At 70.2% G+C, this 14,017-nt stretch carries 13 protein-coding genes; 11 read left to right on the forward strand and 2 right to left on the reverse strand.

What is annotated here, in order from left to right:
• The first annotated feature begins 14 nt into the window (after positions 1-14).
• Positions 15-911 (forward strand): tRNA (adenine-N1)-methyltransferase, encoded by an 897-nt coding sequence (locus tag ACTWP8_RS10040; protein ID WP_443317462.1) that lies wholly within the window; start codon positions 15-17, stop codon positions 909-911.
• A gap of 221 nt (positions 912-1,132) precedes the next feature.
• Positions 1,133-1,723 (forward strand): hypothetical protein, encoded by a 591-nt coding sequence (locus ACTWP8_RS10045; protein WP_443321787.1) that lies wholly within the window; start codon positions 1,133-1,135, stop codon positions 1,721-1,723.
• A gap of 4 nt (positions 1,724-1,727) precedes the next feature.
• Here ACTWP8_RS10045 and ACTWP8_RS10050 read toward each other — a convergent pair whose 3' ends face one another.
• A complete protein-coding gene (locus ACTWP8_RS10050) occupies positions 1,728-2,030 on the reverse strand; it encodes a ferredoxin (RefSeq protein WP_443317464.1) in 303 nt (100 codons plus the stop codon).
• Positions 2,031-2,271: 241 nt separating this feature from the next.
• Between ACTWP8_RS10050 and arc the strand changes: the two genes are divergently transcribed.
• The 5 genes from arc to prcA all read left to right on the forward strand — a co-directional run bounded on the left by arc (position 2,272) and on the right by prcA (position 7,948).
• Positions 2,272-4,038 carry a proteasome ATPase gene (arc, locus tag ACTWP8_RS10055; RefSeq protein ID WP_443321788.1) on the forward strand — a complete coding sequence of 589 codons (1,767 nt, stop codon included), beginning with the start codon at positions 2,272-2,274 and terminating at the stop codon, positions 4,036-4,038.
• Positions 4,039-4,255: 217 nt separating this feature from the next.
• A complete protein-coding gene (dop, locus tag ACTWP8_RS10060; RefSeq protein WP_443321789.1) occupies positions 4,256-5,767 on the forward strand; it encodes a depupylase/deamidase Dop in 1,512 nt (503 codons plus the stop codon).
• 161 nt (positions 5,768-5,928) lie between these two features.
• Positions 5,929-6,147 carry a ubiquitin-like protein Pup gene (locus ACTWP8_RS10065; RefSeq protein WP_443321790.1) on the forward strand — a complete coding sequence of 73 codons (219 nt, stop codon included), beginning with the start codon at positions 5,929-5,931 and terminating at the stop codon, positions 6,145-6,147.
• Between the two features lie 110 nt (positions 6,148-6,257).
• On the forward strand, positions 6,258-7,103 hold the full coding sequence (prcB, locus tag ACTWP8_RS10070; protein ID WP_443321791.1) for a proteasome subunit beta: 846 nt from the start codon (positions 6,258-6,260) through the stop codon (positions 7,101-7,103).
• 53 nt (positions 7,104-7,156) lie between these two features.
• Positions 7,157-7,948 carry a proteasome subunit alpha gene (gene prcA, locus ACTWP8_RS10075; RefSeq protein ID WP_443321792.1) on the forward strand — a complete coding sequence of 264 codons (792 nt, stop codon included), beginning with the start codon at positions 7,157-7,159 and terminating at the stop codon, positions 7,946-7,948.
• A gap of 500 nt (positions 7,949-8,448) precedes the next feature.
• Here prcA and ACTWP8_RS10080 read toward each other — a convergent pair whose 3' ends face one another.
• A complete protein-coding gene (locus tag ACTWP8_RS10080) occupies positions 8,449-9,492 on the reverse strand; it encodes a LacI family DNA-binding transcriptional regulator (protein WP_443321877.1) in 1,044 nt (347 codons plus the stop codon).
• Between the two features lie 315 nt (positions 9,493-9,807).
• Here ACTWP8_RS10080 and ACTWP8_RS10085 point away from each other — a divergent pair, with 315 nt between their 5' ends.
• The 4 genes from ACTWP8_RS10085 to ACTWP8_RS10100 all read left to right on the forward strand — a co-directional run bounded on the left by ACTWP8_RS10085 (position 9,808) and on the right by ACTWP8_RS10100 (position 13,994).
• Complete coding sequence (locus ACTWP8_RS10085; protein WP_443321793.1) at positions 9,808-11,067, forward strand: MFS transporter; 1,260 nt, start codon at positions 9,808-9,810, stop codon at positions 11,065-11,067.
• Positions 11,068-11,076: 9 nt separating this feature from the next.
• Entirely contained in the window at positions 11,077-12,438 is a 1,362-nt protein-coding gene (pafA, locus tag ACTWP8_RS10090; protein ID WP_443317471.1) for a Pup--protein ligase, read from the forward strand.
• Positions 12,439-12,572: 134 nt separating this feature from the next.
• Positions 12,573-13,556 carry an FKBP-type peptidyl-prolyl cis-trans isomerase gene (locus tag ACTWP8_RS10095; protein ID WP_443321794.1) on the forward strand — a complete coding sequence of 328 codons (984 nt, stop codon included), beginning with the start codon at positions 12,573-12,575 and terminating at the stop codon, positions 13,554-13,556.
• Between the two features lie 66 nt (positions 13,557-13,622).
• Entirely contained in the window at positions 13,623-13,994 is a 372-nt protein-coding gene (locus ACTWP8_RS10100) for an FKBP-type peptidyl-prolyl cis-trans isomerase (protein ID WP_443321795.1), read from the forward strand.
• The last annotated feature ends 23 nt before the right edge of the window (positions 13,995-14,017 follow it).

Raw genomic sequence — 14,017 nt, forward strand, 5'->3', positions numbered from 1 at the left:
GGTACGCTGGTCACATGTCCGAACCGACCGGTGCCGCCCGCCGTCGCGGGCCCTTCCAGGTCGGGGACCAGGTCCAGCTCACCGACCCCAAGGGACGCCACTACACCTTCACGCTCGAAGCGGGGAAGAGCTTCCACACCCACAAGGGAGCCTTCCCGCACGACGAGCTGATCGGGGCTCCTGAGGGCAGTGTTGTCCGTACCACGGGAAACGTCGCCTACCTTGCGCTGCGTCCCCTGCTCCCCGACTATGTCCTGTCCATGCCGCGCGGCGCAGCCGTGGTCTACCCCAAGGACGCGGGGCAGATCCTGGCGATGGCCGACATCTTCCCCGGCGCGCGCGTCGTCGAGGCGGGCGTCGGCTCGGGCTCGCTCAGCACCTTCCTGCTGCGCGCCGTCGGCGACCAGGGCATGCTGCACTCGTACGAGCGCCGGGCGGACTTCGCGGAGATCGCGGCGCAGAACGTGCGCCGCTACTTCGGCGGCGAGCACCCTGCGTGGCAGCTCACCGTCGGCGACCTCCAGGACAACCTCTCGGACACCGACGTGGACCGCGTCATCCTGGACATGCTCGCGCCCTGGGAGTGCCTGGAGGCCGTCTCCAAGGCGCTCGTCCCCGGCGGCATCCTGTGTGCGTACGTGGCCACCACGACCCAGCTGGCGCGCACCGTGGAGGAGATCCGCGAGCACGGCACGTTCAACGAGCCGACCGCGTGGGAGACCATGGTCCGCACCTGGCACGTCGAGGGCCTGGCCGTGCGCCCCGACCACCGGATGATCGGACACACCGGATTCCTGCTGACCGCCCGCCGCCTCGCGGACGGCGTCGAGCCGCCGCTGCGCCGCCGCCGCCCCGCCAAGGGCGCATACGGTGAGGACTACGAAGGCCCGGGCAGCGGCAGCCGCTCCTGACACCGGCCAACTCCTGAGACCGGCCAAGTCCTGAAACAGCCCATACCAGCCAAGCGCCACAACGACCAAGCCCCGCCGCCGACTTCCGCACGGAAGCCGGCGGCGGCGCCGTTTCAGCGGCGGCCACGCACCGGTGCGGGCCCGGTCGTTCCGGCCGGGTGTGACATGTGGCACGATGCTGGCCACCCCCGTCGGCTCCGCTTTCACAGGAGACAACTCGCGTGCAGCTCTCTGCAGGCCAGGACCTCCCGCACACCCGCACCCGCCCTGTGCACTGGATCACCACCGCAGCGGCGCTCGCCGCCGTCGTGGCCGGCTCGGCGCTGGTACAGCCCACCAGCGCCATCGCCACGCCGCCGGCCGCCGCCTCGGGCGCCCCCGCCCCGGCTGCGCCCGTCCCGCCCGGCGGGCCCGATCCCAAGAAGGCGGAGTATCCGATCGACTGCGGACCGCAGCCGACAGAGGTCGTCAGCAAGGGATCCGGCGACCTCGACGGCGACGGCCGCCAGGAGACGGTCGCCGTCGTCCGCTGCAAGGCCGGCTTCGGCACCCCGCCCAGCGGCATCTACGTCCTGGCCCACCCGTCGTCGGGCGAGGGCGCCCCGCGGATCGTGGAGACCTTCCTCGACCCGAAGGAGCACATGAACGTCTCCGACCTCGCGGTGCGCGGCGGTACGGTCTCCGCGACCCTGCTCGGTTACTCGTCCGAGAACGTGCCGCGCTGCTGCCCGGATCTGCAGCGGAAGGTCAAGTGGCAATGGCAGGACGGGAAGTTCAGGCTCATCGCACTTCCCGTCGCCGGCAGTGTGTGATCCGTCACTCCGCGTCGGGACCGTAGACTTCGACCTTGTCCGAAACCCGACGTACGTGAATGCAGTCGCCGGGGCACTCCTTGGCGGAGTCGACGACGTCCTGGAGCAGCGGCAGCGGGACGGGCGTTGTGGCGCCCGGCTCGGCCAGCAGCCCGGCCTCCTCGCCCTCCGGCGCAGGTCCCTTCACGTACGCAAGGCCGTCGATGTCGAGCTCGAAGACCTCGGGGGCGTACTGTGCACAGATACCGTCGCCGGTGCACAGGTCCTGGTCGATCCACACCTCGAGAGCCTCGTTCTGTGCGGTCATCTCGCCTGCCGTTCCTGCGTACGGGTACCAATTGAAGCCAACCCTGACGGGTGTTGACCGCCTCGACGATACAACCGGTCGCTTTCCGATGTTGTTGGGTGGGTATTCCCCTGGCGTGGGGACGTGCGCAAGGGTGAAGATCGGACACACCCCGACCGTCTTTGTGATCTAGGGGTTTCAACCCGCACCTGCACAGGTAGGGTCAGGAAGCGTCCAGCTCCCCTTGGAGGAGGTGAGGACCGTGGCAGCCCACGACGACGACATCAACCGCGGCATCCGGCCCGGACGTGGTCCAGAGGACCCGGCGGGACAGGTTGCCTATCTCGAGCAGGAGATCGCCGTCCTGCGGCGCAAGCTCGCCGACTCTCCGCGTCACACGAGGATTCTCGAAGAGCGGATCGTCGAGCTGCAGACCAACCTGGCCGGCGTCTCCGCACAGAACGAGCGTCTCGCCAACACGCTGCGTGAGGCGCGCGACCAGATCGTGGCCCTCAAGGAGGAAGTCGACCGGCTCGCTCAGCCGCCGGCCGGCTTCGGGGTCTTCCTGCAGGCGAACGAGGACGGGACGGCGGACATCTTCACGGGAGGCCGGAAGCTCCGCGTGAATGTCAGCCCGAGTGTCGAGCTGGACGAGCTCCAGCGCGGCCAGGAGGTCATGCTCAACGAGGCCCTCAATGTGGTCGAGGCCATGGAGTTCGAGCGCTCCGGGGACATCGTCACCCTCAAGGAGATCCTTGAGGACGGCGAGCGCGCCCTGGTGCTGGGGCACACCGACGAGGAGAAGGTGGTGCGGCTCGCCGAGCCGCTGCTGGACGCCACCATCCGCCCCGGTGATGCCCTGCTGCTCGAGCCCAGGTCCGGCTATGTCTACGAGGTCGTGCCGAAGAGCGAGGTCGAGGAGCTCGTCCTCGAAGAGGTCCCGGACATCGACTACAACCGGATCGGCGGCCTGGGCAACCAGATCGAGCTGATCAGGGACGCGGTCGAGCTCCCGTACCTCTACCCCGACCTCTTCAAGGAGCACGAACTCCGGCCGCCCAAGGGCGTGCTGCTCTACGGACCGCCCGGCTGCGGCAAGACGCTGATCGCCAAGGCCGTGGCCAACTCCCTTGCCAAGAAGGTCGCCGAGGTGACCGGGCAGCCCGCCGGCAAGAGCTACTTCCTGAATATCAAGGGCCCCGAGCTCCTCAACAAGTACGTCGGTGAGACCGAGCGCCACATCCGCCTGGTCTTCCAGCGTGCCCGGGAGAAGGCGAGCGAGGGCACCCCCGTGATCGTCTTCTTCGACGAGATGGAGTCGCTCTTCCGCACCCGCGGCTCCGGGGTCAGCTCGGACGTGGAGAACACCATCGTTCCGCAGCTGCTCGCGGAGATCGACGGTGTCGAGGGCCTCGAGAATGTGATCGTCATCGGCGCCTCGAACCGCGAGGACATGATCGACCCGGCCATCCTGCGGCCCGGCCGTCTCGATGTGAAGATCAAGATCGAGCGCCCGGATGCGGAGGCGGCCAAGGACATCTTCGGGAAGTACCTGGTCCCGTCCCTGCCGCTGCACTCCGACGATCTGGCCGAGCACAACGGCTCCAAGGAAGCCGCGGTCGACGGCATGATCCAGTCGGTCGTCGAGCAGATGTACGCGGAATCGGAGGAGAACCGCTTCCTCGAGGTCACGTACGCGAATGGCGACAAGGAAGTCCTGTACTTCAAGGATTTCAACTCCGGCGCCATGATCCAGAACATTGTGGACCGGGCGAAGAAGATGGCCATCAAGGCATTCCTCGACCACAACCAGAAGGGTCTGCGGGTCTCCCACCTGCTCGCCGCCTGCGTGGACGAGTTCAAGGAGAACGAGGACCTGCCCAACACCACCAACCCGGACGACTGGGCCCGGATCTCCGGAAAGAAGGGCGAGCGGATCGTCTTCATCCGCACCCTTGTCACCGGAAAGCAGGGCGCGGACACCGGTCGCTCCATCGACACGGTGGCGAACACCGGCCAGTACCTGTAAATGGCAGTCCGGCTGCGGATGCCCCTGGCCGGGGGCATCCGCAGCCGGGTGCGTTTTCGGTGAAAATGATCTCCCAGCCTCCGCAAAGGCGTTCTAGGCTCTTCGGTACCGCCGAGTCTCGGCGCAGTGCGGGGAGGGAGACCGCACACGCATCGAGAAGAAGCGGTACTTGAGCGCCCACCCCACCAGGGGGGCGGCGCCGGGCAAGGAGGGCCGCATGACCGTACGGCGAGTAATGGGCATCGAGACGGAGTACGGGATCTCCGTCCCCGGTCACCCGAACGCCAATGCCATGCTCACCTCGTCCCAGGTCGTCAATGCCTATGCGGCGGCGATGCACCGGGCGCGCCGCGCCCGCTGGGACTTCGAGGAGGAGAACCCGCTGCGGGACGCCCGCGGCTTCGACCTCGCCCGCGAGTCGGCGGACGCCAGCCAGCTCACCGACGAGGACATCGGCCTGGCCAACGTGATCCTCACCAATGGCGCCCGGCTGTACGTCGACCACGCCCACCCGGAGTACAGCGCACCCGAGGTGACCAATCCGCGCGACGCCGTCCTCTGGGACAAGGCGGGCGAGCGGATCATGGCGGAGGCCGCCGAACGCGCAGGTCAGCTGCCCGGTGCCCAGCCGATCCACCTCTACAAGAACAACACCGACAACAAGGGCGCCTCCTACGGCACGCACGAGAACTACCTGATGAAGCGGGAGACGCCGTTTTCGGACATCGTGCGGCACCTCACGCCGTTCTTCGTCTCCCGGCAGGTCGTCACAGGCGCGGGCCGCGTCGGCGTCGGCCAGGACGGCCACGAGCACGGCTTCCAGCTCAGCCAGCGCGCGGACTACTTCGAGGTGGAGGTGGGCCTGGAGACCACTCTCAAGCGCCCCATCATCAACACCCGGGACGAGCCGCACGCGGACGCCGAGAAGTACCGCAGGCTCCACGTGATCATCGGGGACGCGAACCTCTCGGAGATCTCGACCTACCTCAAGCTCGGCACCACGGCGCTGGTCCTGTCCATGATCGAGGACGGCTTCATCGCCGTCGACCTGGCCGTCGACCAGCCCGTACGCACCCTGCACCAGGTCTCGCACGACCCGACGCTCGGCCGTCTGGTCACGCTCCGCAGCGGCCGGACACTCACCGCCGTCCAGCTCCAGATGGAGTACTACGAGCTCGCCCGCAAGTACGTCGAGGACCGCTACGGGGCCGACGCCGACGAGCAGACCGTGGACGTCCTCGCCCGCTGGGAGGACGTGCTCAACCGGCTCGAGCGGGACCCCATGAGCCTCGCGGGTGAGCTCGACTGGGTCGCCAAGCGGGAGGTGCTCGAGGGCTACCGGCGCCGCGACCGCCTCGAGTGGGACGCCGCCCGGCTGCACCTGGTCGACCTGCAGTACGCCGATGTGCGCCCCGACAAGGGTCTGTACAACCGCCTGGCGGCCCGCGGCCGGATGAAGCGCCTGCTGGACGAGGAAGCGGTCCAGCGGGCCCGTACGAGCCCGCCTGAGGACACGCGCGCGTACTTCCGGGGCCGCTGTCTCGAGCAGTACGCCGACGACGTGGCCGCCGCCTCCTGGGACTCGGTCATCTTCGATCTGCCGGGCCGTGACTCCCTGCAGCGGGTCCCCACCCTGGAGCCGCTGCGCGGCACCCGCAATCACGTGAAGGAGCTCCTGGACCGCTGCCGCACCGCCGAGGACCTGGTGCGGGTGCTGTCGGGCGGCTGAGCCGTGGCTGAACGCGCGTTGTCCGGCGGCTGAGCCGCGGCTGAAACAGCGCGGATCCGGGAATCATCGGAGTGCCCGGACGTTGTAGCAACCACAGGGCCGATGTCGGACCCCGGTTGTAGGGTCTGATCTTGTACGTCGAACCGAGCGGGGTGAGGGATATGGCGACCAAGGACACCGGCGGAGGCCAGCAGAAGGCGTCGCGCACCACCGAGGAGGTCGAGGAGACCGCGCAGGACGCGCAGGCCTCGGAGGACCTCAAGGAACGGCAGGAGAAGCTGTCCGACGACGTGGACTCCGTCCTCGACGAGATCGACGACGTCCTCGAGGAGAACGCCGAGGACTTCGTGCGGTCTTTCGTACAGAAGGGCGGTCAGTAAGACCGGTGGCATCCGTCCCGCGCCCTCTCGGAGGGGGCGCGGGACGGATGACATTCACGGCCCCGGGTAAGGTCCCGAGCAGAGTTCCAAGATCTCGTGGAAGGAAACGCGTGGAAGCCAACACTCGTAGCACAGGGCGTCTGCCGGCTGCCTTCCTGACGCCCGGCTCCTCGTCGTTCATGGACTTCCTGGCCGAGCACTCCCCGGACCTGCTCCCGGGGAACCGGCCTCTGCCCGCGGTGCATGGTGCGATCGAGGCGCCGCACGGCACGACGATCGTCGCCGCGACGTTCCCCGGCGGCGTGGTCCTGGCCGGTGACCGCCGGGCCACGATGGGCAACATCATCGCGCAGCGCGACATCGAAAAGGTGTTCCCCGCCGATGAGTACTCGGCGGTGGGCATCGCCGGCACGGCAGGGCTCGCCGTCGAGATGGTCAAACTCTTCCAGCTCGAGCTGGAGCACTTCGAGAAGGTCGAGGGCCTGCAGCTCTCCCTGGAGGGCAAGGCGAACCGGCTGTCGACGATGATCCGGGGCAATCTGGGGATGGCCCTGCAGGGCCTCGCCATCGTTCCGCTCTTCGCCGGCTGGGACGTGGACCGCGAGAAGGGCAGGATCTTCTCGTACGACGTGACCGGCGGGCGCTCGGAGGAGCACGGCTTCGCGGCCACCGGCTCCGGCTCCGTCTTCGCGCGCGGCGCCCTGAAGAAGCTCTACCGCGAGGAACTCACCGAGCGGCAGGCCACCACCCTGGTCGTGCAGGCTCTGTACGACGCGGCCGACGACGACTCGGCGACCGGCGGCCCCGACCTCGCCCGACGGATCTACCCCCTCGTCACGGTCATCACGGACGAGGGCTTCCGGAAGCTCACGGAGGCCGAGTCCTCGGAGATCGCCCGCGCCATCCACGAGCGGCGGCTCGAGGAGCCGGACGGCCCGCGGGCCGCACTGCTCTGAGGCGACGGCGCGCTGGAATGCACGTGTCAATGACAGAAAGGGACGGATAGCCGGTGTCGACGCCGTTCTATGTCTCACCCCAGCAGGCCATGGCCGACCGGGCCGAGTACGCCCGCAAGGGCATCGCGCGCGGCCGCAGCCTCGTCGTGCTGCAGTTCACCGACGGCATCGTCTTCGTCGGCGAGAACCCGTCCCGCGCTCTGCACAAGTTCAGCGAGATCTACGACCGCATCGCGTTCGCGGCGGCAGGCAAGTACAACGAGTACGAGAATCTCCGGATCGGCGGCGTGCGCTACGCCGACCTGCGTGGTTACACATACGACCGCGAGGACGTCACCGCGCGCGGGCTCGCCAACGTCTACGCGCAGACGCTGGGCACCATCTTCTCCAGCGCCGGCGAGAAGCCGTACGAGGTCGAGCTGGTGGTCGCCGAGGTGGGCGAGACCCCGGACGGCGACCAGATCTACCGGCTGCCGCACGACGGCTCGATCGTCGACGAGCACGGGTCCGTGGCGGTGGGCGGCAGCGCGGAGCAGATCAGCAGCTTCCTGGGGCAGCGGCACCGCGAGGGGATGACCCTCGCCGAGGCGATCAAGCTCGCCGTACAGGCGCTGTCCCGGGACAGCAACGGCGGGGAGCGGCAGCTGACCGCCGACCAGTTGGAGGTCGCGGTCCTGGACCGGACGCGGCCGCAGAAGCGGAAGTTCAAGCGCGTCGTCGGGCGCCAGCTCGCCCGGCTCCTCGAGCCGGAGGGCGGTGCGTCCACGGAGACGGCGTCCGCCGGGGGCACCGACGAGTCCACGTCCGGCGATGACACGGAGTCCGGCTCAGCCACGGAGGAGTAACCCGCAGCCCTTCACCCGGGTCGGCGGCCATCGACCGACCCGCGGACCCCCTTGGGGGCCCGGAGACGACGCCGTCGTCTCCGGGCCCCAAGGGTGAAGGGGGTTAGAGACGGTTCGCGGGGGGAGCGCCGACTTCCACCTGCTCGCCCTTTCAGCGGCGGGCGGGTGGGAAGTGCCGCGCCGCAGCGCGGGCCCGGGCGGGGATGACCAGGTCGGGCCCGCGCATACGCGAACGCGGCTATCGCTCGGGCGCGGTCGGGCCCCGGAGTCAGAGCAAGCGGGGCACGGGCGTGGCCCGGTCGGCTGTGGCCATTGACTTTCGGCGGGCCGGCTGCCGTGCGCGGGGCCGAGGCGCTGCGGGCGGCCCGGGCCGGGGTCGTGCGACGGGACTTTGCTGTCGGGCTGCCCCGGGCGGGAGAGCGGCATCCGTGCGTGGGCTGGGCGGCTACCGCGGTGAGCGCCGCAGAGGTGCCCGCGGGGCGCGTGTCCGCGGGCGCGGATTACGCGGGTGGGGGCGGGGCCGTGGAGCCGCGGGGGATCAGGCGTACCGGGACGGCTTCCCCCTCGGCCGGGCGGCCGTCGAGGACGGCCAGGAGGGCGGTCATGCCGCGCGCCCCCACCTCCTCGGCGGGCAGCCGGACCGTGGTCAGCTCCGGCTCCAGGGCAGTCGCCAGGGCGAGGTCGTCGAACCCCGTGACCGAGACGTCCTCCGGCACCCGGAGGCCCAGCCGCCGTACCGCCTTGCAGGCCCCGGCCGCCAGGATGTCGTCGTCGCACAACAGCGCCGTCGGCCGCGGCCCCGGGCGGGACAGCGCCCGCTCCGCCGCCTGCCGCCCGGCGTCTACGCTCAGTTCGGCTGGTTCTCGGCGCACGGCCGCGTCCGGGGCGGCCCGGAGCGCCTCGGCCAGTGCGGCCGCCCGCACGCGGAAGGTCCAGGAGTCCACCGCGGAGGCGAGGTGTACGAGGCGGCGGTGGCCGAGCGCCAGCAGGTGCTCCGCGACCCGGCGCATCCCGCCGGCGATGTCGAGGTTGACGGTGGCCGCGGCCGCCGCGTCGGCGGGGTCGCTGTCCAGCATCACCAGCGGCAGTCCGCCGCCCCGCATGGCGGCGAGCGCGTCCGCGGCCATTGAGGAGGCGATGACGCCGTCCAGCGCGGCGCGGGCCGAGCCGAAGGGGTCCCGCGCGGGGCCGACGCCCTCGGGGGACGGATAGAGGACCACGCCGAAGCCGTTCTCGGCGGCCACTTGGGCGGCGCCCGTGTAGACCCGGGCGAAGAACTCGTTCGTCAGGGCCGGGACCACCAGCAGGGCTGTCCGCGTCCGGCCGAGCCGCAGATTGCGCGCGGCGAGGTTGGGCCGGTACCCGAGCCGGTCCGCGGCCGCCCGTACAGCCCCGGCCGTACGCTCCGACACCCGGCCGCGCCACTTCTCGCCGAGCACGAGGGACACCGTGGCCTGCGACACCCCGGCGGCCCGCGCCACATCCCGGCTCGTCGCCCGCGCGCCCGCCGGACTGGCGGGAGGGGCCTGGCCGGCGGGGGAGATGCGCGGCTGCTCCGCGCCGGCAGCCGGGACGGGCCCGGGCGCCGCGCCGCCCGCGGAGTCCTGCCCGGGCCGTGCGGCCGCGGGGTGCGGAGCCTCTCCTCCCGCTTCCCGGGCGGCTGCCGCGTCCGGTGAGCCGGTGGCCGGCCTTCCCCGGGCCCCGGGGGCCTGGGCGCTCGTCACGTGTGCCTCCGCCGTTGGTGAGCGTGGCCCGCCGCCGTAATGCGGTGGACTCGCAGTGACCGCCATGATACGTATAACGGAGCTCGTTATACGTAAAACCTGGTCCGCCAGGGAATCCGGGGAAAGGGGCAGCCGATGGCCTCCGGCTATGCGGAACTGCTGCGGGCGCGGCATGCGGCGCGGCTGCTGGCCGGGACCCTCGTCGGGCGGCTGCCGAACGCGACCGGCCATATCGCCATCGTGCTCTTCACCCGCGCCGAGGGCGGCAGTTACACGCTGGCCGGCGCGCTGGCGGCCGTCTACGGGCTGGCGACCGCCGTGGGGCAGCCGCTGCTGGGCCGGGCCGTGGACCTCCGCGGCCAGCCGCGCGTCATGCTCCCCGCCGCCCTGCTGTCCGCGTTCGGCATGGCGCTGTTCGCCGCCGTCGGCCTCGACCCGCTGCCCGCCGCGTACGCCGCGGTGCTGGCCGCGGGCTTCTTCACCCCGCCGCTCGAAGGCGGTCTGCGGGCCCTGTGGCCGGGCGTCCTCAAGCGCGAGGACCGCGTGCACACCGCGTACGCGCTCGACGCCGTGGCGCAGGAGGTGATGTTCACGGTCGGGCCGCTGCTCGTCACCCTGCTGGTCGCCGTCTGGTCCGAGGCCGCCGCGCTGCTGGTGATCAACGCGGTGGGCGTCCTGGGCGCGCTGTCCGTGGTCGTCTCGCCGCCGTCCAGGGCCTGGCGCTCCGAGCCGCGCGAGGCCCACTGGCTGGGCGCGCTCCGCTCGCCCGGCCTGCTCGCCCTGCTCGGCGCGTTCTTCTTCGTCGGTCTCGCGCTCGGCTCGATCACCGTCGCCGCGCTCGCGTACTCCGACGACCACGGCAGCGACGCGGTGTACGGCATGCTGATGGCCGCGCTCGGCTTCGGTGCGCTGGCCGGTGGCGTGGTGTACGGGGCGCGGCAGTGGCGCGGTGCTCCCGAGCGGCGGCTGCGGGTGCTCGTCGGTCTGCTCGCCCTCGGCTATCTGCCGCTCTCGCTGACCCCGGGGACCGGCGCCATGACGGCCCTGGCCGCGCTGTCCGGAGTGTTCTTGGCACCCGCCCTCGCCTGCGCGTTCGTCGTCGTCGACCGGCAGGCGCCGCGCGGCACCGTGACCGAGGCGTTCTCCTGGCTGGTGACGACCTTCACGGTCGGAGCCTCCGTCGGAACGGCCGCCGCGGGCCCCGCCGTCGAGCACAGCGGCACCGGCGCGGGCTTCGCCGTCGCGGGCGCCGGAGGGCTCGCCGGGCTGCTCGTCCTGCTCGCCACCCAGCGGGTCCTCGCAGCTCCCAGGCGTACAAGGGATGCTGAAGTGCAGGCAGAAAATGATCGAAACGCTGCTCCCGAACCCGGTTTCAGAGCAGGCCATCAGGCGTAATGTTCAGGCATGGACCGCCGCATTTTCGGGTTGGAGAACGAGTACGGCGTCACGTGCACGTTCAGGGGACAGCGTCGTCTGTCCCCTGACGAAGTGGCCCGCTACCTCTTCCGCCGAGTCGTTTCCTGGGGCCGCAGCAGCAATGTCTTTCTGCGCAACGGCGCCCGCCTCTACCTCGACGTTGGCTCGCACCCGGAATACGCAACGCCAGAGTGCGACAACGTGATCGAGCTGGTCACCCACGACAAGGCGGGTGAGCGCATCCTCGAAGGCCTGCTCGTCGACGCCGAACGCCGCCTGCACGAGGAGGGGATCGCGGGCGACGTCTACCTCTTCAAGAACAACACCGACTCGGCGGGCAATTCGTACGGCTGCCACGAGAACTACCTCGTGGCGCGACACGGCGAGTTCTCCCGGCTCGCGGACATCCTCATCCCGTTCCTGGTCACCCGGCAGCTGCTGTGCGGCGCGGGCAAGGTGCTGCAGACCCCGCGCGGCGCCGTCTACTGCGTCAGCCAGCGCGCCGAGCACATCTGGGAGGGCGTCAGCTCCGCGACCACCCGCTCCCGGCCGATCATCAACACCCGCGACGAGCCGCACGCCGACGCCGAGCGCTACCGCAGGCTCCACGTCATCGTGGGCGACTCCAACATGTCCGAGACGACCATGCTGCTCAAGGTCGGGGCCACCGACCTCGTCCTGCGCATGATCGAGGCGGGCACCGTCATGCGGGACCTCACGCTGGAGAACCCCATCCGGGCGATCCGCGAGGTCAGCCACGACATAACGGGCCAGCGGAAGGTCCGCCTCGCCAGCGGGCGCGAGGCCTCCGCCCTCGAGGTGCAGCAGGAGTACTACGAGAAGGCCGTCGACTTCTGCGAGCGGCGCGGCATCGTCAGCGGCACGGTCGAGCGGGTCCTCGAGCTCTGGGGCCGCACGCTCGACGCCATCCGCACCCAGGAGCTGGACCGGATCGACACCGAGATCGACTGGGTGATGAAGTACAAGCTGCTCGAGCGCTACCGCGCCAAGAACAACATCACCATGTCCCACCCGCGGGTCGCCCAGATAGATCTCGCGTACCACGACATCCACCGCCGCCGCGGCCTGTACTACCTGCTGGAGAAGCGCGGCCAAGCGGCAAGGGTGTGCAACGACTTGAAGATTTTCGAGGGCAAGTCGGTGCCGCCGCAGACCACCCGGGCGCGGCTGCGCGGCGACTTCATCCGGCGTGCCCAGGAGCAGCGCCGCGACTTCACCGTCGACTGGGTGCACCTCAAGCTCAACGACCAGGCACAGCGCACCGTGCTGTGCAAGGACCCGTTCCGGTCGGTGGACGACCGCGTGGAGAAACTGATCGCCGGTATGTGAGGCGCATCACACTTGATGGCTGCGTGCCGGGTCCGCAAGGCCCGGCACGCAGCCATTCGGCTACCCGTGGCCATGCGGCGGCAGGTCGTACAGTGGCGGGACTGCCCGATGATCCCCCTAGCCGAGTTGGACTCATGAAGCACACGAGGAACATCCGCCGCGTTGCTGCGGCGCTGGCCGTACCCGCCCTGCTGTTCACCGCCGCCTGTGGGTCCGACGACGGTGGGTCGTCGGACAGCGCCGGAGTCGTGACGGTGGAAGGAAAGGCGGGGTCCAAGCCCGAGATCTCCGTGCCGAAGGGCGCCAAGGCGCCTGACAAGGTCGTGGTGGAGACCGTCAACGAGGGCTCGGGCGAGGAGGTGAAGAAGGGCGACCTGGTGCGCCTGGACTTCGCCGGCGAGACCATGAAGGGCGGGCAGAACCTCGGCAGCACCTGGGTCAAGCAGCCCGGGGCCGACCCGAAGGCGCCCCGCACGCAGGTGGTCCAGGAGATCGGCCAGCAGAGCCAGTCGCTGCCGGCCTCGGTGCTTAACGCCCTCGTGGGCAAGAAGGCGGGAAGCCGGGTCGAGGTCGAGGGCACCGCGAAGGCCCTCATCGGCCAGCAGCTGAACCCGCAGTCGGGGATCAAGCCCAAGGACGGCCTGGTGTGGGTCGTCGACATCGCGGCCGTCAAGAAGGTGGACAAGAAGGCCGAGGCCGAGGGCGAGCAGGCGGCCACGGAGGCCGGGCTGCCCACGGTGAAGGCCGAGTCGCAGAAGGCCGCCACCATCACCATCCCCAAGGGCCAGAAGGCCCCCAAGGGCCTCGAGCAGCAGGTTCTGATCAAGGGCAAGGGCCCGAAGGTGAAGGCCGGTGACGGCCTGGTCGTCCAGTACACCGGCGTGAAGTGGGAGGACGGCAAGAAGTTCGACTCCTCCTGGGACCACGGCGGCGCCACCGCCTTCCAGATCGGCACCGGCTCGGTCGTCAAGGGCTGGGACCAGGCGCTGGTCGGCAAGAACGTCGGGGACCGGGTGCTGATGGTCATCCCGCCGAAGCTCGGCTACGGCAGCAGCCCGCAGAGCGAGCTCGCGAAGAACACCCTGGTCTTCTCGGTCGACATCGTCGGCACGGTGTGATCGACATGCTCGCCGTCTGCAAGACTGGCACCGATTCCGACAAGTTCCGCCTCTAGGAGCACCGCAGTGAGCATCGACAAGCCCGAGATCGACTTCCCGGGCGGCGAGCCCCCGGCCGACCTCGAGATCAAGGACATCTGGGAGGGCGAAGGGCCGGTCGCCAAGGCCGGGGACACCGTCTCCGTCCACTATGTCGGCGTGGCCTTCAGCTCCGGCGAGGAGTTCGACGCCAGCTGGAACCGCGGTACCCCGCTCCGCTTCCAGCTGGGTATCGGCCAGGTCATCCCCGGCTGGGACCAGGGCGTGCAGGGGATGAAGGTCGGCGGCCGCCGCCAGCTGACCATCCCGCCGCACCTCGCGTACGGCGACCGGGGCGCCGGCGGCCGTATCAAGCCGGGCGAGACGCTGATCTTCGTCTGCGACCTCGTCTCGGTCTGACCCTGCCCGGCGTCCCGAACACA

It is taken from the genome of Streptomyces sp. 7N604, assembly GCF_052245475.1.
Lineage (GTDB): Bacteria > Actinomycetota > Actinomycetes > Streptomycetales > Streptomycetaceae > Streptomyces.